We start from the raw sequence: 22001 nt of genomic DNA, 5'->3' as shown, positions 1-22001 counted from the left end.
CAAGCCAAGCCAGGCCATCAAACCCAACCTAACCAAATGCCCAAACCATCAATCCTCATAGGATCAACCTCAGGGCGCCGCCAACGTATCCCTTCCAATTCCAGATTCTATTGTGAAAGAACATCCCGTTTCCGGGTCCGTCGCCGTAGCCGTCGGCGTCGGGAGCCGGTTTCTACTCGGGGACCCCCCAGGTGTCAACGACGTGACAGTGCCGTGATGCCGACCGGCCGCAAAACCTGAAAACCGCCGATTTCCGCGGCTTTCACTAGGGCATCCCGGTAACGACCCCGGCTTCTCGCCACAAAGCGCCCCAAAACAGTCTCGCTATGCACAATTCGCATGGCTTGCGCGGTTCGGACCTCTCCCTGGCATCATCCGTCTTGCCGCCATTCGGCCGCGCCTCGAAGCTGCGGTGATGAACCTCATCATCCGCGACAGTCTCCCTGCCGACATTCCCGCCATCGCCGAGATCTATGCCCACGCCGTCCGCACCGGCACGGCCAGCTTCGAACTCGACCCACCCGACGACGCCGAGATCGCGCGCCGGCGCGATGGCGTGCGCGCCGGCGGCTACCCGCATCTGGTGGCCGAGGACGCCACGGGATTGCTTGGCTACGCCTATGCCGGCCCCTACCGCGCGCGGCCGGCCTATCGTTTCACCGTCGAGAACTCGGTCTATGTCGCCGCTCGCGGGCAGCGCGCCGGCGTCGGCCGCAAGCTGCTGAACGCCCTGATCGAGCGCTGCGAAGTCGCGGGCTTGCGGCTGATGGTCGCGGTGATCGGGGATTCCGACAACGCGCCCAGCATCGGCCTGCACGCGGCCTGCGGCTTCCGGCACGCCGGCGTGCTCCCCAATGTCGGCTGGAAGCACGGCCGCTGGCTCGATTCCGTCCTGATGGTCAGGCCGCTCGGCCCGGGGGCAGCGGAACCGCCACCCCCGGGACGCTGAACCTCAGGCGGCCTCGGCCATCCGCCCGTTGATCACCAGGCCATCCGGGCCCGCCGATACCTGCACGGTCTCGCCCTCGTGCACGGCGCCTTCCAGGATCAGCCCGGCCAGCGGGTTCTGCAGGCTGCGCTGGATCACCCGCTTCAGCGGTCGCGCCCCGTAGACCGGGTCGTAGCCCTCGCCCGCCAGCCACTCCATGGCGCTGCGGTCGAGCTCCAGCGCGATCTTGCGGTCGGCCAGCAGGTTGCGCAGCCGCTCCAGCTGGATATCGACGATCGCCGCCATGTCGGCACGCTGCAACCGACGGAACAGCACGATCTCGTCCAGCCGGTTGAGGAACTCCGGCCGGAAATGGCCGCGCACCACCTGCATCACGTCCTTGTAGGCCAGCGCCAGGTCGGCGCCGTCCGGCTGCGCCGCCAGGATGTCGCTGCCCAGGTTGCTGGTCAGCACGATGATGGTGTTCTTGAAATCCACCGTCCGCCCCTGCCCGTCGGTCAGGCGCCCGTCATCCAGCACCTGCAGCAGCACGTTGAAGACGTCCTCGTGCGCCTTCTCCACCTCGTCGAACAGGATCACCTGGTACGGCCGCCGGCGCACCGCCTCGGTCAGCACTCCGCCCTCATCGTAGCCGACATAGCCCGGCGGCGCGCCGATCAGGCGAGAGACACTGTGCTTCTCCATGAACTCGCTCATGTCGATGCGCACCATCGCCCGTTCATCGTCGAACAGGAACGCGGCCAGAGCCTTGGTCAGCTCGGTCTTGCCCACGCCGGTCGGGCCCAGGAACAGGAAGCTGCCGATCGGCCGGTTCGGGTCCTGCAGGCCCGCGCGCGCCCGGCGCACGGCGTCGGACACCGCCTTCAGCGCATCCTCCTGCCCCACCACACGGCGGCGCAGACCGTCCTCCATGCGCAGCAGCTTGGACCGCTCGCCCTCCAGCATCCGCTCCACCGGCACGCCGGTCCAGCGCGACACCACGCTCGCGATGCCTTCCTCGGTCACCGCCTCGTTCACCAGCCGCCCGCCATCCTGGTCGGCCGCCAGCTTCTTCTCCAGGTCCGGGATCACGGAGTAGCGCAACTCGGAGGCCCGCGTCAGGTCGCCCCGGCGCTGCGCCACCTCTTCCTCGCTGCGCGCCTGGTCCAGCTGTTCCTTCAGCTTCTGCGCGTCCAGCAGCTTCTCCTTCTCCGCCTTCCAGGCCGCGGTCATCGCGTCGGACTTCTCTTCCAGCCCGGCCAGCTCGTGCTCCAGCTTCTGCAGCCGGTCGCGCGACGCTGAATCCTCCTCGCGCTTCAGCGCCTCGCGCTCGATCTTGAGCTGCATCACCCGGCGGTCGAGCTCGTCCAGCTCCTCGGGCTTGCTGTCCACCTGCATGCGCAACCGGCTGGACGCCTCGTCCATCAGGTCGATCGCCTTGTCCGGCAGGAACCGGTCGGTGATGTAGCGGTTGGACAGCGTTGCCGCCGCCACCAGCGCGCCGTCGGTGATGCGCACGCCGTGGTGCAGCTCGTATTTCTCCTTGATGCCGCGCAGGATGCTGATCGTGTCCTCCACGCTCGGCTCGCCCACGAACACCGGCTGGAACCGCCGCGCCAGCGCCGCGTCCTTCTCCACGTGCTTGCGGTACTCGTCGAGCGTCGTCGCACCCACGCAATGCAGCGCGCCGCGCGCCAGCTCCGGCTTGATCAGGTTGGACGCGTCCATGGCGCCGTCCGCCTTGCCGGCGCCGACCAGCGTGTGCATCTCGTCGATGAACAGGATGATCTCGCCGTTCGCGCCCTCGATCTCCTTCAGCACCGCCTTCAGCCGTTCCTCGAACTCGCCGCGGAACTTCGAACCGGCCACCATGGCGCCCAGGTCCAGCGCCAGCAGCCGCTTGCCCTTCAGCGCCTCGGGCACGTCGCCGTTGACGATGCGGATCGCCAGGCCTTCGACGATGGCGGTCTTGCCCACGCCGGGCTCGCCGATCAGCACCGGGTTGTTCTTGGTGCGGCGGGCCAACACCTGGATGGTGCGGCGGATCTCCTCGTCGCGGCCGATCACCGGGTCGAGCTTGCCTTCGCGCGCCAGCGCGGTCACGTCGCGGGCGTATTTCTTCAGCGCGTCGAAGCTGGCCTCGGCGTTCTGGCTGTCCACCTTGCGGCCTTTGCGGATATCGGCCACCGCCTTCTCCAGCGCCTGCGGCGTGGCGCCGGCGCTGCGCAGCGCCTTGGCCGCCCCGCCTTCGCCGTTGGCCAGCGCGACCAGCAGCCGGTCCTGCGCCACATACTCGTCGCCCGCCTTCTGCGCCGCGCGCTGCGCCCCGTCCAGGATGCGCACCAGCGCCGGCGTGATCTGCGGCTGGCCGGCGCCGCTGCCGTGCACCTTCGGCTGCTTGGCCAGCTCGGCCTCGACGGCGGCGCGGGCCGCCTTGTCGTCGCCCCCGGCGGCGCGGATCAGCCCGGCCGCGGCCCCCTCGTCATCGTCCAGCAGCGCCTTGAGCAGGTGCTCCGGCGTCAGCTGCTGGTGGAATTCGCGGATGGCGATGGTCTGCGCGGCCTGGATGAAGCCGCGCGCACGGTCGGTGAATTTCTCGATGTCCATCTTCAATGTCCCTGTTCAGGCGACCCAGGCGTCCCCGCCCCTTAGCAGGCGACGGAGACGCTATGCTCGGACGCAGACATGGGGAATGATCCAGATCAACTCAAGAGGTTCGGACGCAATGCGCATCGATCGCATCTACCGCTACCCCGTCAAAGGTCTGACTGCGGAAGCGCTCGAGGAGGTCGCCGTCGAACCCGGCTGCGCCCTGCCCTGGGACCGCGCCTTCGCACTCGCCCAGGGCGACGCGCCGTTCGACCCGGCCGAGCCGAAATGGCTGCCCAAGACCAATTTCATGTGCCTGCGCCAGAACGCCACGATCGCGCGGCTGAAGGCCAGCTTCGATGCCCGCCACGGCAAGTTGACCATCACCGCACCCGATGGCAGCCGCATCGAGGAGATCGCCCTCGACGAGCCCGGCCGCGCCCGCATCGGCGCCTGGCTCACGGCCTATCTCGGCGCCGAGGCCCGCGGCGCGCCACGCTTCCATCATGTGCCCGGCCATGTCTTCGGCGACCAGCGCACGCCCGTGATCAGCCTCATCAACCAGGCCAGCATCGCCGACCTCGAGCAGCATGTCGGTGTCCGCCGCCACCGCCGCCGCTTCCGCGCCAACATCTATTTCTCCGGCGCCCCTGCCTGGAGCGAGTTCGGCTGGGTCGGGCAGGAGCTGATCATCGGCAGCGCCCGGCTGCGCGTGCTCAAGCGCATCACCCGCTGCCCGGCCACCGAAGTGAATCCGGACACCGGCCTGCGCGACGCCAACCCGATCGCCGAACTGAAGGCGACGTTCGGGCACGCCGACCTGGGCGTGCTCGCCGAGGTGGTCGAGGGTGGCCGGATGGCCCTGGGCGACTCGATCGAGCTGCTGCCGGCTTAAGGCGGACCGCCGCTCAGCGAGCACCGATCGCGGCCGGCCGGCCGACCGTGACCGCGACGTTCACCTCCAGCCCCAGGAAATCGCCCGGCCGCCCGATGAACCCGCCGGCGACCGGCACCGCCTGCTCCGGCGTGCGCGCGGCGCAGACCCGGATCAGGTTGCGCCCGGCGACCAACCCGTTGGTGGGGTCGAACTCCACCCACCCCGCGCCGGGCAGATAGACGGCGCACCAGGCATGGGTATAGCCGCCGCCCACCATCGGCGCGGCACTGTCCACCAGCGCCTCGTCATACAGATAGCCGCTGACGAACCGCGCGGCGAAACCCAGCGAGCGCACCGCCTCCATCATCAGCAAGGCGAAGTCGCGGCAGGCCCCGCTGCCCAGTTCCAGGGTGCGAACCGGCGGGTTGGTTCCCTCCGCGTCGCGCGCCTGATAACGGAACTCGTCCTTGATTGCCTGCGTCATCGCGCTCAGCAGGTCCATGGTGCGCGTCGTCTCGCCATGGCGCACGAACCGCCGCGCCCAGCGATCCACCAGCCGGTCGGGATCGGCATGATGACGCTCCAGCAGGCGCGAGAGATCGGGGAACTCCTCGGCGGCATAGCTGAACGGATAGCTCTCGGCGACCGGGTCGATGGCCTCGCGCGGCAGCGCGGCGATGGCGGGGAAGTGCTCAAGGTCCAATTCGGAGACGATGCGCAGCCGGTCGCCCCGGGCGTCGCCCCAGTCCAGATAGCAGACCGAGTTGCCGAACACGTCATGCGCCCAGCGCACCGCGGCATCCGGCGGCGTCACGCCGAGCGTCGCGTCCAGCAGGCGCAGGTCGTGGCTGTCGCGCGGGCGCAGCATCAGCCGGTGCGTGGTGAAGCGCACCGGCTGCGCATAGCGATATTCGGTCGCGTGCACGACACGAACGCGCGGCATGGCGCGCTACGCCGCCTCCGAGCCACGGCCGCAGGGGTGGCGCAACCGGTCCAGCGCCCCTTCCAGCCGCTTGCGCACCGTGCCGATCCGTCCGACATCGGCCAGGCGCCGGTCGAGGAAGGCCAGCGTCGCCGCATCGTCCTCGCTGTCGTCGCGCAGCCACACCAGCAGCGTGCTGCCGTAGACGCCGGTCAGAATCGCCCGCTTCGTATACCAGCTGAAATCCGCGGAACGGTCGCCAGCGGCATGCCAGATCGTGTCCACCGTCCGCGCCGTGCAGCGGGCCGCGAGCAAGGCGTGATGCGGCAGCGCCAGCACCGCCAGCGCCCGCCGCACCGCCTCGCGATGCGGCCGCAGCCGCTGCAGCCGCAGCACGACGATCGCGCGCACGCGGCCCGGCACACGCAACCCGGACAGGTCCGCGGCCGCCGCATCCTGCTCCATCCGCCGGTCCGTGAGGTCCACGAACGCCTCGATGGCATCGGCAACGCCCCCGGGGAACAGCAACTCGGCGTCCAGCGGGTCCATGCCGATATCGCCCAGGGCGGCACGCAAGGTCGCCATGGTCCAGCCCTGCGCCGGCACGCGCGCCAGCAGCGCGTCCACCGCCGCATCGCGTTCGGCGCTGCGTTCCGGGGGGGCGATCATGTTGCCGCCGCCAGGACGGCCGCCTGGGCCGCCTGCTGCGCCGCCGCCCGCTGCTCCGCCGCGCGCGCCAACTCCTCGGCAAATCCGAACAGCGAGAAATCGCTCATGCGCATCGGGTACAGGATGCCGTCCAGATGGTCGTATTCATGCTGCACCACCCCGGCATGGAACCCGGTCACCTCGCGCCCGACCGGCCTGCCGTCGGTGTCCACGCCGGCATAGCGAATGCGCCAGGCGCGGGGCACGGCCGCGCGCAGGCCCGGGATGGACAGGCAGCCTTCCCAGCGCAGCCGCGCGTCCTCGCCGATCATCTCGATGCTCGGGTTGATCACCACCGTGTTCGGCATTGCCACGTCGTCCGGGTCGCCGGACGCGCGATCGACGTTCACCCGGAACACGAACAGGCGCAGCGGCACGTGCACCTGCGGCGCGGCCAGCCCGGCGCCGTTCGCGTCGTCCATGGTCTCGATCATGTCCGCGACCAGGCGGCGGATCTCCGGCGCGGTGGGATCGGCCACCGGCTCGGCACGCTGCAGCAGCACGGGGTGGCCCATTCGGGCGATCTTCAGGATGGCCATGACGTCTCCAGGAACTGCATCCGGACATGTTATATGGGGGGCCCATACAGGTGGTCCGAAAAGACTTTGGCGAGGCGAAGGGACCGTGTTATAGCGCGCGCCTTCCGGGGCGGGCAGCCGTCCGGGAACCCTTTTTGTCGTCCCGACAGGCGGGATGACCTCACCGAGAGGAGTAGGCGGCCAAGTGCAGGTTCTGGTACGCGACAACAACGTCGACCAAGCGCTGAAGGCGCTCAAGAAGAAGATGCAGCGCGAAGGCATCTTCCGCGAGATGAAGCTCCGTCGCCACTACGAAAAGCCGTCCGAGCGCCGCGCCCGCGAGGCTGCCGAGGCTGTCCGCCGCGCCCGCAAGATGGAGCGCAAGCGGCTGGAGCGCGAAGGCTTCTAAGGATCCTGGCTATCCCGGCCGCCCGGGACAGACCGTTCACCGCGGCGCGGGCGCTACGCCCGCAAGCCGCGGCCGGCATGTACCAAATCCGCAAACAGGATCAGGAAACGGGCGGCAGCGTGGCCTCGATGAGGTCCGCGACGGCCTGATTGCCCTGGGCGCGCAGCGCCGCGATCACGCCCTGCCGATCGGCCGCGCTGCGATTCTGGCTCATCTTCCACTGCGCCTCGATCCGCTCCGCCCGCAGGCGGAAAGCGCGGATGCCCTTGAACATGGCGGCGCGATACTTCTCCTCCAGCGCATCGAGGTCGAACCGCTCGGGGTCGTCGACCCCGAGCGCGCGCAGGATCGCGGCCGTCCCCGCCGCGTCATCCACCGCCTCCAGCCGCCCATGGACATGCACGGCCACATAGTCCCAGGTCGGCACCGCCGGCTGGGTACGATACCAGCCCGGCGAGATATAGGCGTGCGGCCCCGAAAAGATCGCCAGCGCCGTCCCGCCATCCAGGGCGGCGCATTGCGCGTTCGCCGCCGCCAGATGCGCCCCCAGCACCAGCGACTCACCCTCCCGCTCCACCACGAACGGGATATGCGAGGCATCCATGCCCCCCGGCCCGTGCGTAACCAGCACGCCGAACGGATTGGCGGCGATCAGCGCGGCGATGCGGTCGGGATCGGTCTCGATAAAGGCGGGGCGGAGATACATCAGACGGCCTTTCTCTCTTGCGTCGCTTAAAAAATACAATAGCATTGGTCTGCCAATAAATGCCAAATTCCAATGTTCTTACCAGACCAATCCCGCCAGCAGGCCGTGTTCGACCAGCTCCGCCAGGGCATCCTGGCCGGCACCCTTCCGGCCGGCGCCCGGCTGCCGCCCACACGCCACCTTGCCGAGGAGCTGGGCGTCGCCCGCCAGACCGTGGTGCTGGCCTATGAGCGCCTGGCCGCCGAGGGCTATGTCCGCGCCCGCATCGGCAGCGGCACCTTCGTGGCGGCCGACCTGCCGGACGCCGCCCCGCCGCCGGCCGCACCCCCGGCATCGGCCACCGCCCCGCTGTCGCGCCGCGGCACCGCGCTGGCTGCCACGCCCGCCTCCGCCGCCGGCCCCGTCGCCGGCGGCTCCGGCCTGCTCGCCCCCGGCGTGCCGGCGACCGAGCTGTTCCCCGCCGCCGCCTGGGCCAGCTGCACCACCCGGGTATTACGGGCGCTGACGCCGGAGCAGGCCGGCTATCCCGATCCGCAGGGCCTGCCGGCGCTGCGCGCCGAAATCGCCGCCCATCTCGCCGCCAGCCGCGGCCTGCTTGCCGATCCCGACCACATCGTCGTCACCGCCGGCACGCAGCAGGCGCTGCGCATCGCCGCCGACCTGCTGCTGGATGCCGGCGACCCCGCCTGGGTCGAGGATCCCGGCTACATCGCCGGCCGCGGCGCACTGCTGGCGGCCGGCGCGGCCATCGTCCCGATCCCCAGCGACGCCGAAGGCCTGGACGTCGCCGCCGGCATCCGTCTCGCACCCACGGCGCGGCTTGCCCTGGTCGCGCCCTCGCACGCCACCCCGCTCGGCGGCGCGCTGGCGATCGGGCGCCGGCTCGCTTTGCTGGACTGGGCGGCCCGCGCCGATGCCTGGCTGCTGGAGGACGATTGCGATTCCGAATTCCGTTGGGAAGGCAAGCCGCTGCCGCCGCTGGCGACCCTCGACCGCGCCGGCCGCGTGATCTACTGCGGCACCTTCAGCAAGACGCTGGCGCCGGCGCTGCGGCTGGGCTTCGCGGTGGTCCCGGCCCCGCTCACGCCCGCCTTCGTGCGCGCCCGCACTTTGATGGACCGCGGCCCCGGCACGCTGCACCAGGCGGTGATGGCCGAGTTCATGCGCCAGGGCCGGCTCGCCCCGCATATCCGTCGCATGCGCACCGAATATGCCCATCGCCGCGACGTGCTGCTGGCGGCGCTGCGCAAGCACTGCCCCGCCGTCACCCCGGTCGCCGCCCCCGGCGGCCTGCATCTGGTCGTCCACCTCGCCGACGACGCGGACGAGACCGCCGTGCTGCACGCCGCCCGCGCCCGCGGCCTCGCCGTCTCGCCGCTCGGTGCCTATTTCAACGGCACGCCCCGCATGAAAGGCCTGGTGATCGGTTTCGCCACCACCCCCACGGCGCTGGCCGCCGACGCGGCGCGGCGGCTGGCCGCGGCGATCCGGGCAACGTAGGAATTCCCAGCCGTTTTCGTCCGGCTCAAAGCCCCGCCCGTTCCAGCCGCAGGATCGCCCGCGCGCAGGCCTGGGCCCGCGGCACCAGGCTGTCGATGCGCAGGAACTCGTCCGGACTGTGCGCCTTGCCGCCCACCGGCCCCACCGCGCAGATCGTGGGCGCACCCACGCCGGCGGTGAAGCCGCTGTCGGCGCAGCCGCCGGTGAACTCGCCAGCCGTCGTGAAGCCGCTGGCGGCGGCCGCGTCCACATACAGCTCGAACAGCTTCTTCGCCGCCGCACTCTGCGTCAGCGGCAGGAACTCGCCGCGGATGGTCAGCTCGGCCTTGGTGCCGGGGACATAGCTATGGCCAATGATGGTCTCGATCCGGGCCATGATGTCGTCCCGGTCCTCGGGCTTCACATAGCGCAGGTCGATCTGCCCTTCGGCCCAGGGGGCCACGGTGTTGACGCTCTGTCCGCCGCTGACCAGGCCGACATTCAGCGTTATCCCCCGCTCCAGGTCGGTCAGCGCGTGAATCGCCTGGATCTTGCGGGCCAGTTCCTCGATGGCGCTGATGCCTTCGCTGAAATTGCCGCCGGAATGCGCGGCCCTGCCGGTAACGCGGAACACGCTGAACACGCCGCCCTTGCGCCCCGTGACCACGTTGCCGGAGACGCGGCCGGGCTCGCTGTTGAACACCACGCGGGCGCGCCGCGCCTCCGCCTCGATCACCGGGCGCCCTTCGGGGCTGCCGATCTCCTCGTCGCCGGTGAACAGGCCGACCAGCGGCGCCGGCGCGCCGCCGAACTTCGCGAACGCCGCCAGCACGAAGGCGTTCATCACCAGCCCGGCCTTCATGTCCGCGACCCCCGGGCCATAGGCGACGCCGTCGCGGATTGTGAAGGGGCGGCGCACCGCCTCGCCATCGGGGAACACGGTGTCGCGATGGCCCATCAGCACGATGTTGCCGCCGGCATTGCCGGCCGGCCCGTCCCAGGGCACCGCGGCGCGCAGGCAGTCGCCGGCCTTCGCCTGTGCCAGCCGCTCCACGGGAATGCCATGTGCGGTCAGGAACCGCTCCACCACCGCGCCCACGGCGTCGATGCCCGGCTTGTTGTAGCTGCCGCTGTCGATGTCGACCATGTCGCGCAGCAGGCCGATCATCGCCTCCTGCTGGGTGGCCAGCCAGGACGCGATCCTGGATTCGGTGGTCTCGACGTTCATCGGGTCTCTCTCCGGCGCGATTGCGGCACGGGCCGATCATGCCGGCGCGCCGAGGGAATGGCCAGTCAGGCCGGAGCATGGACCGCCCCAGCATGTGATCGGCCCAGGCGCCGCGGATCGGCTAATCTGGTGCCGCCGCAGCGCCGGCACGGCGCGGCATCAACAACATCCACAATCATGCGGAGGGGCGGCGGCAATCATGTCGGATACGCAAAAACTTGCGCATCGTGCGCTCGGCTCGGGCGGATTGTCGGTTTCCGCGATCGGCCTCGGCTGCATGTCGCTCTCCGGCGTCTACGGCAACGCCGACGACGCGGCATCGGAGGCGCTCATCCGGCACGCCATCGACCAGGGCGTCACCCACCTGGACACCGCGGACATGTATGGCTGGGGTCACAACGAGCAGCTGGTAGGCCGCGCCATCAAGGGGCGCCGCGAGGATGTCGTGCTCGCCACCAAGTTCGGCCAGACCCGCCGCGAGGGCCAGCCGAACGGCGTGAACGGGCGCCCCGACTACGTGGCAAAAGCCTGCGAGGCGAGCCTGCGGCGGCTCGGCGAGGAGGTGATCGACCTCTACTACCAGCACCGCGTCGATCCCGCAGTCCCGATCGAGGAAACGGTGGGCGCCATGGCCCGCCTGGTGGAACAGGGGAAGGTGCGCCATATCGGCCTGTCCGAGGCGCGGCCTGAGACCATCCGCCGGGCGCACAACGAACATCCGATCGCGGCAGTGCAGACCGAATATTCCCTGCTGTATCGCACCGAGGCCGAAGAGACGCGGGAGACCACGCGCGAACTCGGCATCGGCTTCGTCGCCTATTCGCCGCTGGGCCGCGGGTTCCTCACCGGCGCGATCCAGAGCCTCGAGGACGTGCAGGGCTGGCGTGCCGCGCATCCGCGGTTCCAGGCGGCGAATTTCGCCCGCAACCGCGAACTGGTCGGGCGCGCCGAGACGATCGCCGCGGCGAACCGCTGCACGCCGGCGCAGCTCGCCCTGGCCTGGCTGCTCGCCCAGGGGGAGGATGTCGTGGTGATCCCCGGCACCCGCGACAAGGCACGGCTGAACGAGAACCTGGGCGCGTTGCGGATGCTGCTCTCGCCGGAGGATGTGGGGCGGGTGTCCGCGGCGGTCCCGCTCGGCGCCGCGGCCGGCACGCGCTACCCCACCGCCGGCATGGCGTCGGTGTACATCTGAGTGGAGGCCGCCTGCCGCCTTATTGCAGATCCGGCATCGCGAACGGCTGCGCCACCTCCAGCGTGCGCGCGGCGCGCAGTACCAGGTCGTCGCGATACAGGGCCGCGGCGATCTGCACCGAGCGCGGCAGGCCGGTCTGGGTGAAGCCCATGGGCACCGAAATCGCCGGCTGGCGCGTCAGGTTGAAGGCACAGGTCCAGGGCGCCCATTGCGTCCACAGCGCCTCCACCGGGTTCACCGTGGGCGCGTCCGCCAGCGGCGCCGGGGCGGCCACGCAGGGGCTCAGCACCAGGTCGTAGCGCTGGTGGAACCGCGCCATGGCATTGGCGGCCATGACGCGCTGCGCCTCGTATTCCAGCATGTCGGCGGCGGAGGCACCGGCATTGGCGGCGGCGACCTCCAGCAGCCCCTGGTCCAGCATGTGCCGCCGCGTTTCCGGGAACGAGTGCACCAGCCGGGCCAGCGCCACGCCCCACACGCGCGAGAAGATCGCCCGCATGTCCGGCAGGCCGGGATCGGCTTCCTCCACCTCGGCGCCGGCGTCCATCAGGAATTGCGCCGCCTGCTCGACCGCCGCGATCCCCTCCCAGTCCACCGGCGCGTCGAAGCCGGGGCGGCGCAGCACGGCCACGCGCAGCTCGGCCACGCCCTCCTCGATGCCGTCCCGCCAGTCCCGGGCATCGTCGGGCAGGCAGAACGGGTCGCGCAGGTCGTGCCGGGCGATCGCCGACAGCATCAGGGCCGCATCGCGCACCGTGCGCGTCATCGGCCCGGCCACGGCGACCGGCGCGAAGGCGCCCAGCGGCCATTGCGGCACCCGCCCGAAGCTGGGCTTCAGCCCGACCACGCCGCACCATGCGGCGGGAATGCGGATCGAACCGCCGCCGTCGGTGCCGATATGCAACGGTCCGAACCCCGCGGCGGCCGCCGCCCCGGCGCCGGAGGACGAGCCGCCGGTGGTGTGCCGCACGTTCCAGGGATTGCGGGTGATGCCGTGCAGCGGGCAGTCGCCTGGCGACTTCCAGCCGAACTCGGTGGTGGCGGTCTTGCCGATGATCACCGCACCCGCCGTCTTCAGCCCCAGCACCAGCGGCGCGTCATCGGCCACCGGCGCGGGGTCGCTCAGGCGGCTGCCACGGCGGGTCGGCAGGCCGGCCATGTCCACCAGATCCTTCACCGTGCCGGGCACGCCGTCGAGAATGCCGATCGGCCGGCCCGCCCGCCAGCGCGCCTCGCTCTCGCCCGCCGCCGCCAGTGCCGCCGGGTTCATCACCGCGAAGGCGTTCAGCGAGGGGTTCAGCCGCGCCACCCGCTCGGTGACCGCCTGCAGCACCTCCATCGGGCTCAGGGTGCGACGGGCGTAGTGGCCGAGGAGTTCCTCGGCCGACATCAGGGCGGGATCGGTGGTGGACATGGCATCTTCCGAACTGGAGCAAACCTGTGCAGCATAGGCGCCGACGACACGGAGGGAACCCTGTATGGACGACAGCGCCAAACACCCGGCAGGCGAGGCCTGGGAATGGCCCGAGGAAGTCTGGCGCCGCATCGTCGAGCGTGCCCGCGCCGGACGCAGCCTGGCACCGAAATCCTGGCCGGGCGGGGCGCGCTGCGCGGTGGCGCTGTCGTTCGACGCCGATCATGAGACGATCCCGCTGCGCGACACCGACGAGAGCCCGATGCGCATCAGCCAGGGCCAGTACGGCAACCGCCAGGGCGTGCCGCGCATCCGCCGCCTGCTGGAGCGCGAGCAGGTTCCCGCCACCTTCTTCTATCCCGCCGTCTCCGGGCTGCTGCATCCCGACGAGGTGCGCGGCGTGGCCGCCGAGGGCCACGAGATCGGCATCCATTCCTGGATCCACGAGCGCAACACCGCCCTGCCCTTCATGGCCGAGCGCGACCTCAGCTACCGCGCCGCCGACGTGCTGGACCGGCTTTCCGGCCGGCCGCCGGTGGGCATGCGCACGGCGAGCTGGGACTTCTCGCCCAACACGCTGCAGATCATCCAGGAGATGGGCCTGCTCTACGACAGCAGCCTGATGGCCGACGACGACCCGTACGAGTTGCTGGCCGACGGCAACGCCACCGGCATCGTCGAGCTGCCGCCGGAATGGATCCGCGACGACGCGGTCTATTTCAACATGCAGCGCTTCTCCGGCCTGCGCCCGTACACGCCGCCCTCGGCGGTGGAGGAGATCTTCCGCGCCGAGTTCGACGGCGCCTGGAACGAGCACGGGCTGTTCCTGCTGACCATGCACCCGCACGTGATCGGCCACCGCAGCCGCATCGTGCTGCTGGAGCGGCTGATCCGCTACATCAAGTCGCGCGGCTCGGTGTGGTTCGCGACGCACGAGCAGGTGGCCCGCTGGTGCAAGGCCAACGCCTGACCGCTGCGGCTGCGGGCCGGCAGAAGGCCTGGTCCATCGCCCTGCTGGCGCTGTGCGAGGTGCTGGCGATGTCGCTGTGGTTCGCCGCCTCGGCGGTGGGGCCGCAGCTCAAGGCGCTGTACCACCTCACCGGCCTGCACCAGGCGGCCTTCGCCAGCGCCGTGGCGCTGGGGTTTGTCGGCGGCACGCTGGTCAGCGCCAGCCTGGGCCTGCCGGACCGGGTGGACCCGCGGCGGCTGTTCAGCCTGTCCGCCGCGGTTGCCGCCCTGGCCAATGCCGCCATGGTGGCAATCGATCCGGGGTCCTGGATGTCGGTGGTCCTGCGCCTCGTGGTGGGCGCCTGCAGCGCCGGCATCTATCCCGTGGGGATGAAGCTCGCCTCCACCTGGGCGAAGGCGGACATGGGGCTGCTGGTGGGCATCCTGGTCGGCGCACTGACCCTGGGCAGCGCCTCGTCCTTCCTGGTCTCGGCCGCGGATACGCTGGACTGGCGGGTGCCGGTGCTGGCGGCATCGGCCTGCGCCCTGGCCGCGGCCGTACTGATCAACGCCTTCGTGCTGGGCCCGCGGCTGCTGCAGGCCACCGCGTTCCGCCCGGCGATGGCGGCGGAGGCGTGGCGGGTGCCGGCGCTGCGCCTCGCCAATCTCGGCTATTTCGGCCACATGTGGGAGCTGTATGCCATGTGGGCCTGGATCGGCGTGTTCCTGGACGCGAGCTTCCGCGCCCATCTCGGCAGCGACCCCGGCGTGGCCGCCAAGCTCGCCACGGCGGCGGTGATCGGCGCCGGCGCCCTGGGCTGCCTGCTGGGCGGGCTGTTCGCCGATCGCTGGGGCCGCACCACCCTGACCATCGCCGCCATGCTGGTCAGCGGCTTCTGCGCGCTCGCGGCCGGCCTGCTGTTCGGGGCGAGCCCCTGGCTGCTGCTGCCGCTCTGCCTGGTCTGGGGCGTCTCGGTGGTGGCGGATTCCGCGCAGTTCTCCGCCAGCGTCATGGAACTGTCTGCGCCCTCGCTGGTCGGCACCATGGTGACGGTGCAGACCTGCTTCGGCTTCCTGCTGACCATCGCCTCCATCCACCTGATCCCGCCGGTGGTGGACCTGGTCGGCTGGCAGTATGCTTTCGCCACGCTGGCGATCGGCCCGTTTCTGGGCGCCTGGGCGATGCTAAGGCTGCGCTGGCATCCGGCCGCCGCCCGGCTGGCAGGCGGGCGGAGATGAGTTGACGCGCCGCCGATCTTTCCTGCCAGCAACGGCAGGTTCGAGGAGGTGTCCGTGGCGAAGGAAGGCCTGATCAGCGTCCCCGCCGCCCGTCCGGTCGCCGAGATCGTGGACCGGCTCGAAGCCGGGCTCGCCGCAAAGGGCGTGACCGTGTTCGCCCGCATCGATCACGCGGCGGGCGCCGCCGCCATGGACCTGCCGCTGCGGCCGACAACGCTGCTGATCTTCGGCAGTCCCCAGGCAGGAACGCCGCTGATGCAGGCCGAGCCGACGATCGGCCTCGACCTGCCGCTCAAGATTCTCGCCTGGGAAGACGCGACGGGAAATGCGTGGCTGACATATGACGACCCGGCGTGGCTGGCGCGCCGCCACGGCATTGATCCGGCGGAATATCTGTCGGTGGCGGCCATGACGGCGCTGCTCGATGCGCTGGTGCATGAAGCGAACGCCCCATGATATGACCACGAGCAGCGGCGGATCTGCGTGACGGAGCCAGGTCCGGGCGGTGTCCGAGTTTGAACGTCCGCAAAGGATGGAACGCGGACAGCTGGTGGGTCCATTCAGAGCGTAGAGTGCGCCTTTGCCTCACGCTGATAGACCCCAAAAAGAGCCTTTCCGATCAGCGACGTTTCGGCCTGAATACATTGTTCATACACGTTGGCCCGCATCGCCTGGATTGCTCTGTCCTGCGGCGAGGCAGTGGCAGCAAGCTCGACAAGGTGGGCTGCCAGCCGGGTCTGGCCGCCTTCCGCCAGAACCGCGGCGCGCCGCGCCAGCCTGTCAGCCCCGCCCGCGAGGGACGCCAACTCGGCTGCCAGCTCGGCCGCAGGGGCAGGTTTGAGGTGGGCGGGGTTCCCGTCGAACCAACCGGCATAGAGATGCCAGATGTTGCGGACGACGAACTCCGGATCGTCGTATTTCGGCCGCAGGTACGGCTTCGCCAGGAGCTCGGTGGGAGCTGACACAGAATGCAGGACTTCGTCCAGTGAACGCCCCTTGTTCATCAGCTCCAGCGTCTGGCCGGTCAGGCTTTCCAGCACCTCGGCGCCGTCCCCCAGAACCTGGGCCGCCCTCGCCTCGCCGAAGATGGCGGGGCCGTGGCCAGGGATCACCACCTCCGGCTTCAAAGCCTGCATCCGGCGCAGGGCGGCCGCCCAGTCCGGCCCGAACCGCTGGACCTTACGTGGATTGCCCGCATTCGGGAAAACCCAGATCACGAAATCGCCGCTCGCCAGGACGCGCTGCTCCGGCAACCAGACGAAGGTGGCGTCATCGGTCTCCCCGCGTCCGTGGAACAACTCGATCCGCACGCCGCCGACCATCAGAGCGAGAACATCATCGTAAACCTCGTCGGGGCGGCGATGCGCCTCCGGGAAGGTGTAGCCCGGCTGGTTGAACTGGCGGCCCATCACCAGGCTGTTCAGCCCGTGCGTCGCATCGTAGCGGTCGAACCGATTCAGGACGTTGCGATGGGCGATGATGCGCGGCCGCGCGATCCCTCTTGCATCGGCCTCCTGGTCGAGGAGCCTGGCTCCCCAGGTGTGGTCGATATGGCCGTGGGTGTAGATGACCGTATGAACCGGGCTATCGTCCCAACGGCGCAAAGCCGCGAGTGTCTGGCTCGCGGTTTCCCGGCTGCCCGTGTCCACGAGCACCAGCCCGGCATCGGTGCGCACGGCGGTCGCGTTGCCGAACAGATAGCCCGTGTGGATGGCGATGACGCTGTCCGTGATCGGCTTGGCGGACCCTCCGGACACGGCTGCCGTCCACTCCTCCATTGCCGCGGCGCCAATCCAGAGTCGCTCGAATAACGGGTCTTGTTCCACCTGATTGTGCCTCGTTGTTGTGAACATGCGGGGTAGACGGCCGCAATTTTACGGCCGCGAGTTGTTGCGTGAAGGTCGCCCCTGGGTTGACAGCGGTCATCCGATAGGGCCCCATACCAGCGGCCATAAAGAATGGCCGCTGGTATGAGTCGTTATTTTGCGCGCCGCCGCCCACCAACCCGGCGCGCAGGCTGATCACCGCCGCCGCCGCCGCGAACAAAGCGCCGATGGTGAAGATCCAGGCGTCGAGAGGCACGCCGCCCGGCGCCATCAGCGCATCGGCGTACCCCGTGAGATTGGCCACGCAGCCGGCAATGGCGGCGCCGATGGCATAGCCCGCCGACTGGGTGGTGGGCACCAGCCCGGCCGCCCGGTCGGCCTCGCCGGGTTGCGCGGCTTCGGTGATCGCCTGGTTCAGGAATCCCCAGCCGACGCCGAAGCCGCTGCCGATCAGCACCTGGCAGGGCACCAGCAGCACCGGCCACTCGGCGGGCAGCGCCACCGCCGTGCCGGCCAGCCCCGCCGCCAGCAGCACCGGGCCGAGGCGGATGAACAGGCGGCGGGCGCGGGCCTCGGTGAAGTTCGCGGTCAGCACGGCCGTGCCGCTCCAGGACAGCGCCATCACCGCCACCAGGGCCCCGGCAGCCGTGGGTGTGTAGCCCCACAGGCTCTGCACGGAGATCGGCAGATAGACGGAGGTGGTGGCCTGGCCGAGCGGCATCAGGAACACGACCCACAGCCCCGCCCCCACGACCGTGCGGACGGCGAACGCATCGCCGGGGAACAACCGCCCCGGGGCCCGGCGGTCCGCCGCGAACACCGCGGCGAGCGTCAGGAACCCCAACCCGACCAGCGCCGCCGCCAGCCAGGCCGGCCCGGCCACGCTCGCCACTGCGATCAGCATGATCCCGCCGGCGATGCCCGCCAGCCGCCCCATCGGCACGGACTTACCGGACGGCGGCCCGGTGCCGGCGCGCGACGAGGTGGCCGGCAGGGCCCGCGGCACCAGCACCAGGAACACCGCGATGACGGGAATATTGACCAGGAACGCCGCCCGCCAGGACACCGCCTCGGTCAGCGCGCCGGCCAGCGCCGGGCCGCCGAACGCGGCCAGCGCCCAGACCACGGCCAGCAGGCCGAATGCCTTCGGCACCATGCGCTGCGGATACAATTCGGCCACCAGGGCATAGCAGGCCGCGGCGATCGCGCCCTCGCCCGCGCCTTGCAGCGTCCGCCCGACCAGCACCACCGCCATCGACGGCGCGCCGCCCGCCGCCACCGTTCCGGCCAGGAAGACCAGCGCCGCGGCGGACAGCAGCGGCCGCGCGCCGAAGCGCTGCTTGAGGAACCCCGCTGCCGATCCGGTGACAATGGCGGCGACCAGGTACAGCGTCGCCGTCCAGCCGATGAAATGGATGCCGCCGAGCTCGCGGACCGCCGAGGGCATGGCGGTGGACACCAGGAAGCTGTTGAAGGCGTACACGCCCTCGCCGAGGCACAGGGTCAGGGTCACCGGCGCCATGCCGCGCGCGAACAGGCCGGTCCAGTCTGCGCGGACTCCGAGGCTCACCGGCCGCCCTCCCGTTTGGCAACGCAAGCCTTATTACATTGACCTGTCAGGTAAGGGGCGGGCTGACCGCCCGGTTCAGTCGGCCGCCGCGTCGCCGTCCTTCTCCGTTCGCCCGCGCTGGCGCCGGCCCAGGGCCAGCTCGGTGACGATGCCGTGCAGCGTGCGCAGCTCCTGCACGGTCACTTCGCCGCGCTCGAACAAGTGGCGGATGTTGCGGACCATGCCCGGGCGCTTGGGCTTGTTGCGCAGGAAGCCGCAGGCATCCAGTTCGGCGACCAGGTGGCCCAGGAAATTGTCCAGCTCGCCCTTGGTCGCGACCGCGGTCTCGTTGGTCATGAGGCGGCGCGGCAGCGTGACGTCGTCGGCGGTCCACCATTCATACGCCATCACCATCACCGCCTGGGAAAGGTTCAGCGACATGAAGCCGGGATTGAGCGGATAGCGCACCAGCGTGTCGGCGCAGGCCATGTCGTCGTTGTCCAGCCCGGCGCGCTCGGGGCCGAACAGGATGCCGGCGCGCAGGTCGCGGGCGCAGATGACGCGCAGCTCGGCGGCGGCGCCGCGCGCGGTCAGCAACGGCTTGACGATGTGGCGCGGACGCGGGCAGGTGGCGACGACCCGGTGCAGGTCCGCCACCGCCTCGGCGACGGTGTCGTGGATGGTCAGGTTGTCCAGGATGCGGTCGGCGCCGGAGGCGTTGCGCCACGCCTTCTCCTGCGGCCAGCCGTCGCGCGGGGCGACCAGGCGCAGATGGAACAGCCCGCCATTGCCCATGGCACGCGCCACCGCGCCGATATTGTCGGCGAGCTGCGGGCGCACCAGGATCACCACCGGGCTGTTGCCGATGGGCGCGAGATCCGCGCCGCCGTCGCGCCCGGTCATGCGCGGCCTCCCCTCACCTGCGGCGCCATGTCGTGCCGCCGGCGCTGTCCTCCAGCAGGATGCCCCTGGCGTCCAGCGCGGCACGGATCGCGTCGGCCCGGGCGAAGTCGCGCGCCTTGCGGGCTTGCAGGCGCTCGGCGATCGCGGCCTCGACCTCGGCCGAGTCGTCGCCATGGCCGCGGAACCACTCGGCCGGCTCGGCCTGCAGCAGCCCCAGCACCGCGCCGGCGGCCCGCAGCCCCGCCGCCGCCGGCGCATCGCCGGCCATCGCCGCATCGGCCAAGGCGTGCATGGCCGACAATGCCAGCGGCGTGTTCAGGTCGTCGCACAGCGCCTCCAGCACCGCTGCCGGCAGTTCGTCCGCCGCCCGCGCCGGCGTGCGCTCCAGGGCACGGTAGAACCGGTCCAGCTCCTTGCGCGCCTCCTGCAGCGCCGTGTCGGAGAAATCCAGCAGCGCGCGGTAATGGGTGCGCAGCAGCAGCAGCCGCACCGCCTCCGCCGGGGCCTTGGCCAGCACCTCGCGCACGGTGAAGAAGTTGCCGAGGCTCTTCGACATCTTCTCGCCGTTGATGATCAGCATGCCGTTATGCACCCACATCCGCGCGAACCGGCTGCCGGGGAAGGCGCAGACGGATTGCGCCAGCTCATTCTCGTGGTGGGGGAAGATCAGGTCGGTGCCGCCGCCGTGAATGTCGAAGGTCTCGCCGAGATAGCGCCACGACATCGCGCTGCACTCGATGTGCCAGCCCGGCCGGCCGCGGCCCCACGGGCTGTCCCAGCCCGGGAGGCCCGGCGGCGAGGGCTTCCACAGCACGAAATCGCCGGGGTCGCGCTTGTACGGCGCCACGTCGATGCGCGCGCCGGCCAGCAGCTCATCCGGGCTGCGGCCGGACAGCTTGCCGTAGGCGGGGAAGCTCGGCACCGCGAACAGCACGTGCCCCTCGGCGACATAGGCGTGGCCGCCGGCGATCAGCCGCTCGATCAGCGTGATCATCTCGGCGATGTGCTGCGTCGCGCGCGGCTCGATGTCCGGCGGCAGGTTGCCGAGTGCGGCCATGTCGGCGTGGAAATCGGCCGCGGTGCGCGCGGTGATGGCGCCGATCGGCTCGCCGCTCTCGGCCGCGCGGGCGTTGATCTTGTCGTCCACGTCGGTGATGTTGCGCACATAGGTGACGCGCGGATAAAGCCGGCGCAGCAGCCGCGCCAGCACGTCGAACACCACCACCGGCCGCGCATTGCCGATATGCGCGAGGTCGTAGACCGTCGGGCCGCAGACATACAGCCGCACATGGCCGGGTTCGAGCGGCTGGAGCGTCTCCCGCCGCCGGGTCAGGCTGTTGTGCAGTCGCAGTTCGGGCATGTGCGGTCCACCTGTTTGCCCCCGCTTTCTCGACCAAGCGCGCGTGCAAATCAACGCGGACCGGCGCGGGCGGCGTGCGCTTGACAACCGCGGCGGCGAATGAGCCTTTCCCGTGGCACCCATGCCCCGCCACCAGTTGCCTGTTGCATGACATTCGGCCTGATCACCATCGTGCTCGGCGGCGGCGCCGTCATCGGACTCGTATCCTGGTTCGGCGTCCAGTCGATCGGCCACGAGGTGCTGCAGGCGGGCTGGGTCATCCCGTTGACCACGGTGCTGCTGCTGCTCCAGCTCTATGTGTCCGCAGTCGCCTGGCGCATCGCGGTGGGCGAGGCGCGCCCGCGCGTCGGCCGCTATTTCCGCATCCGCTGGATCCGCGAGGCGGTGAACTCCCTGCTGCCGGTGGCCCAGCTCGGCGGCAACATCGTGGGCATCCGCATGCTGGTGCAGCGCGGCGTGCCCGGCCCGCTGGCCGGGGCCGGCACCACGCTGGACCTCACCATCGAGGCGGTGACGCAGTTCCTGTTCACCCTGGCCGGCTTCGCTGTGCTGGCCGCCGTGGCCGCGCATTCCGACGCCTGGGCGCCGTGGGTGACCTGGGCGCTGGCCACCATGGCGCTCGGGCTGGCCGGCTTCATCCTGGCCCAGCGCGCCGGCCTGATGCGCATCATCGAGTGGCTCGCCAGCCGGCTGAACGGCGTGTTCCCCGCTTTGTCGGTGGCCGCCGTGCGCGGTCTGCACCAGGAGCTGATCCGGCTGCACCAGGACCGCACCGCGCTCGCCAAGGCCACCGGCCTGCATCTGCTGGCCTGGATACTGGGCGTGGCCGAGACCTGGATCACGCTGACTGCCATGGGACGCCCGACGTCGCTCGCGGAGGCCTTCGTCATCGAAAGCCTGGGCATGGCCGCGCGCAGCGCCGGCTTCGTGGTGCCGGGGGCGCTCGGCGTGCAGGAGGCCGGGTTCATCGTGGTGTGCGACCTGTTCGCCATCCCGGCCGAGACCGCCATCGCCCTGTCGATGGTCAAGCGCGCCCGCGAATTGCTGGTCGGCGTGCCCGGCCTCGTGCTGTGGCAATGGAGCGAGGGCCGGCGCCTGCTGCAGCGCGGACAGGCCACCGGACCTGGCGTGCGAACGCCTAGAGCGTGATCGCCACAGGTGGAATCACACGGAGGCGTGAATCACGCGATAAAACAAAGGCCT

At 70.5% G+C, this 22001-nt stretch carries 20 protein-coding genes; 9 read left to right on the top strand and 11 right to left on the bottom strand.

Annotated features, from left to right (window positions below):
• Positions 1 to 415: 415 nt before the first annotated feature.
• Positions 416 to 949: a GNAT family N-acetyltransferase gene (locus OL599_RS15430; RefSeq protein ID WP_264714700.1), complete on the top strand. Its 534-nt coding sequence runs from the start codon at positions 416 to 418 to the stop codon at positions 947 to 949.
• A 3-nt stretch (positions 950 to 952) separates the two neighbouring features.
• Here the strand turns inward: OL599_RS15430 and clpB are convergent, their stop codons facing one another.
• Positions 953 to 3535, bottom strand: coding sequence for an ATP-dependent chaperone ClpB (clpB, locus tag OL599_RS15425; RefSeq protein ID WP_264714699.1), 2583 nt, complete (start codon positions 3533 to 3535; stop codon positions 953 to 955).
• A gap of 118 nt (positions 3536 to 3653) precedes the next feature.
• Here clpB and OL599_RS15420 point away from each other — a divergent pair, with 118 nt between their 5' ends.
• Positions 3654 to 4412 carry an MOSC domain-containing protein gene (locus OL599_RS15420; protein ID WP_264714698.1) on the top strand — a complete coding sequence of 253 codons (759 nt, stop codon included), beginning with the start codon at positions 3654 to 3656 and terminating at the stop codon, positions 4410 to 4412.
• Between the two features lie 13 nt (positions 4413 to 4425).
• Here the strand turns inward: OL599_RS15420 and OL599_RS15415 are convergent, their stop codons facing one another.
• From OL599_RS15415 to def, 3 genes are read right to left on the bottom strand one after another with little or no spacing between them, the layout of a single operon-like run.
• Positions 4426 to 5319 carry a transglutaminase family protein gene (locus OL599_RS15415; RefSeq protein ID WP_264714697.1) on the bottom strand — a complete coding sequence of 298 codons (894 nt, stop codon included), beginning with the start codon at positions 5317 to 5319 and terminating at the stop codon, positions 4426 to 4428.
• A gap of 24 nt (positions 5320 to 5343) precedes the next feature.
• Complete coding sequence (locus tag OL599_RS15410) at positions 5344 to 5985, bottom strand: COQ9 family protein (RefSeq protein ID WP_264714696.1); 642 nt, start codon at positions 5983 to 5985, stop codon at positions 5344 to 5346.
• On the bottom strand, positions 5982 to 6563 hold the full coding sequence (def, locus tag OL599_RS15405) for a peptide deformylase (protein WP_264714695.1): 582 nt from the start codon (positions 6561 to 6563) through the stop codon (positions 5982 to 5984). The genes OL599_RS15410 and def overlap by 4 nt, the downstream gene beginning before the upstream one ends.
• Before the next feature lie 184 nt (positions 6564 to 6747).
• Here def and rpsU point away from each other — a divergent pair, with 184 nt between their 5' ends.
• Positions 6748 to 6951: a 30S ribosomal protein S21 gene (gene rpsU / locus OL599_RS15400; protein ID WP_084440514.1), complete on the top strand. Its 204-nt coding sequence runs from the start codon at positions 6748 to 6750 to the stop codon at positions 6949 to 6951.
• Between the two features lie 100 nt (positions 6952 to 7051).
• Here rpsU and OL599_RS15395 read toward each other — a convergent pair whose 3' ends face one another.
• Positions 7052 to 7657: an FMN-binding negative transcriptional regulator gene (locus tag OL599_RS15395; protein WP_264714692.1), complete on the bottom strand. Its 606-nt coding sequence runs from the start codon at positions 7655 to 7657 to the stop codon at positions 7052 to 7054.
• A 72-nt stretch (positions 7658 to 7729) separates the two neighbouring features.
• On the opposite strand from OL599_RS15395, the gene pdxR reads away from it, so the two are divergent.
• On the top strand, positions 7730 to 9157 hold the full coding sequence (gene pdxR, locus OL599_RS15390) for a MocR-like pyridoxine biosynthesis transcription factor PdxR (RefSeq protein WP_264714691.1): 1428 nt from the start codon (positions 7730 to 7732) through the stop codon (positions 9155 to 9157).
• A gap of 25 nt (positions 9158 to 9182) precedes the next feature.
• Here pdxR and OL599_RS15385 read toward each other — a convergent pair whose 3' ends face one another.
• Entirely contained in the window at positions 9183 to 10364 is a 1182-nt protein-coding gene (locus OL599_RS15385; protein ID WP_264714690.1) for a M20 family metallopeptidase, read from the bottom strand.
• A gap of 199 nt (positions 10365 to 10563) precedes the next feature.
• On the opposite strand from OL599_RS15385, the gene OL599_RS15380 reads away from it, so the two are divergent.
• Positions 10564 to 11559: an aldo/keto reductase gene (locus OL599_RS15380; protein ID WP_264714689.1), complete on the top strand. Its 996-nt coding sequence runs from the start codon at positions 10564 to 10566 to the stop codon at positions 11557 to 11559.
• 19 nt (positions 11560 to 11578) lie between these two features.
• On the opposite strand, the gene OL599_RS15375 is transcribed toward OL599_RS15380, so the two are convergent.
• A complete protein-coding gene (locus OL599_RS15375) occupies positions 11579 to 12973 on the bottom strand; it encodes an amidase (RefSeq protein WP_264714688.1) in 1395 nt (464 codons plus the stop codon).
• Between the two features lie 64 nt (positions 12974 to 13037).
• Between OL599_RS15375 and OL599_RS15370 the strand changes: the two genes are divergently transcribed.
• Genes OL599_RS15370 through OL599_RS15360 form a run of 3 tightly spaced genes read left to right on the top strand, consistent with a single transcriptional unit; the run spans position 13038 to position 15616 of the window.
• Positions 13038 to 13943 carry a polysaccharide deacetylase family protein gene (locus OL599_RS15370; protein ID WP_264714687.1) on the top strand — a complete coding sequence of 302 codons (906 nt, stop codon included), beginning with the start codon at positions 13038 to 13040 and terminating at the stop codon, positions 13941 to 13943.
• Entirely contained in the window at positions 13925 to 15160 is a 1236-nt protein-coding gene (locus OL599_RS15365; protein ID WP_264714686.1) for an MFS transporter, read from the top strand. Before OL599_RS15370 ends, OL599_RS15365 begins: the two co-directional genes overlap by 19 nt.
• 54 nt (positions 15161 to 15214) lie before the next feature.
• Positions 15215 to 15616 (top strand): DUF302 domain-containing protein, encoded by a 402-nt coding sequence (locus tag OL599_RS15360; RefSeq protein WP_264714685.1) that lies wholly within the window; start codon positions 15215 to 15217, stop codon positions 15614 to 15616.
• Between the two features lie 104 nt (positions 15617 to 15720).
• On the opposite strand, the gene OL599_RS15355 is transcribed toward OL599_RS15360, so the two are convergent.
• From OL599_RS15355 to cysS, 4 genes are all read right to left on the bottom strand, one after another.
• On the bottom strand, positions 15721 to 16836 hold the full coding sequence (locus OL599_RS15355) for an alkyl sulfatase dimerization domain-containing protein (RefSeq protein WP_264714684.1): 1116 nt from the start codon (positions 16834 to 16836) through the stop codon (positions 15721 to 15723).
• The gene (locus tag OL599_RS15350) at positions 16745 to 18556 is read right to left on the bottom strand and encodes an MFS transporter (RefSeq protein WP_264714683.1); all 1812 of its coding nucleotides are present in this window, start codon (positions 18554 to 18556) and stop codon (positions 16745 to 16747) included. Before OL599_RS15350 ends, OL599_RS15355 begins: the two co-directional genes overlap by 92 nt.
• Positions 18557 to 18631: 75 nt before the next feature.
• Entirely contained in the window at positions 18632 to 19438 is an 807-nt protein-coding gene (locus tag OL599_RS15345; RefSeq protein ID WP_264714682.1) for an RNA methyltransferase, read from the bottom strand.
• 13 nt (positions 19439 to 19451) lie between these two features.
• Positions 19452 to 20798 carry a cysteine--tRNA ligase gene (gene cysS / locus OL599_RS15340; RefSeq protein WP_264714681.1) on the bottom strand — a complete coding sequence of 449 codons (1347 nt, stop codon included), beginning with the start codon at positions 20796 to 20798 and terminating at the stop codon, positions 19452 to 19454.
• 147 nt (positions 20799 to 20945) lie between these two features.
• On the opposite strand from cysS, the gene OL599_RS15335 reads away from it, so the two are divergent.
• A complete protein-coding gene (locus tag OL599_RS15335) occupies positions 20946 to 21947 on the top strand; it encodes a lysylphosphatidylglycerol synthase domain-containing protein (protein WP_264714680.1) in 1002 nt (333 codons plus the stop codon).
• The last annotated feature ends 54 nt before the right edge of the window (positions 21948 to 22001 follow it).

The sequence above is a fragment of the Limobrevibacterium gyesilva genome (assembly GCF_025989185.1).
GTDB classification, from domain to species: domain Bacteria; phylum Pseudomonadota; class Alphaproteobacteria; order Acetobacterales; family Acetobacteraceae; genus Limobrevibacterium; species Limobrevibacterium gyesilva.
This window is presented reverse-complemented; position numbering and strand designations above follow the sequence as displayed.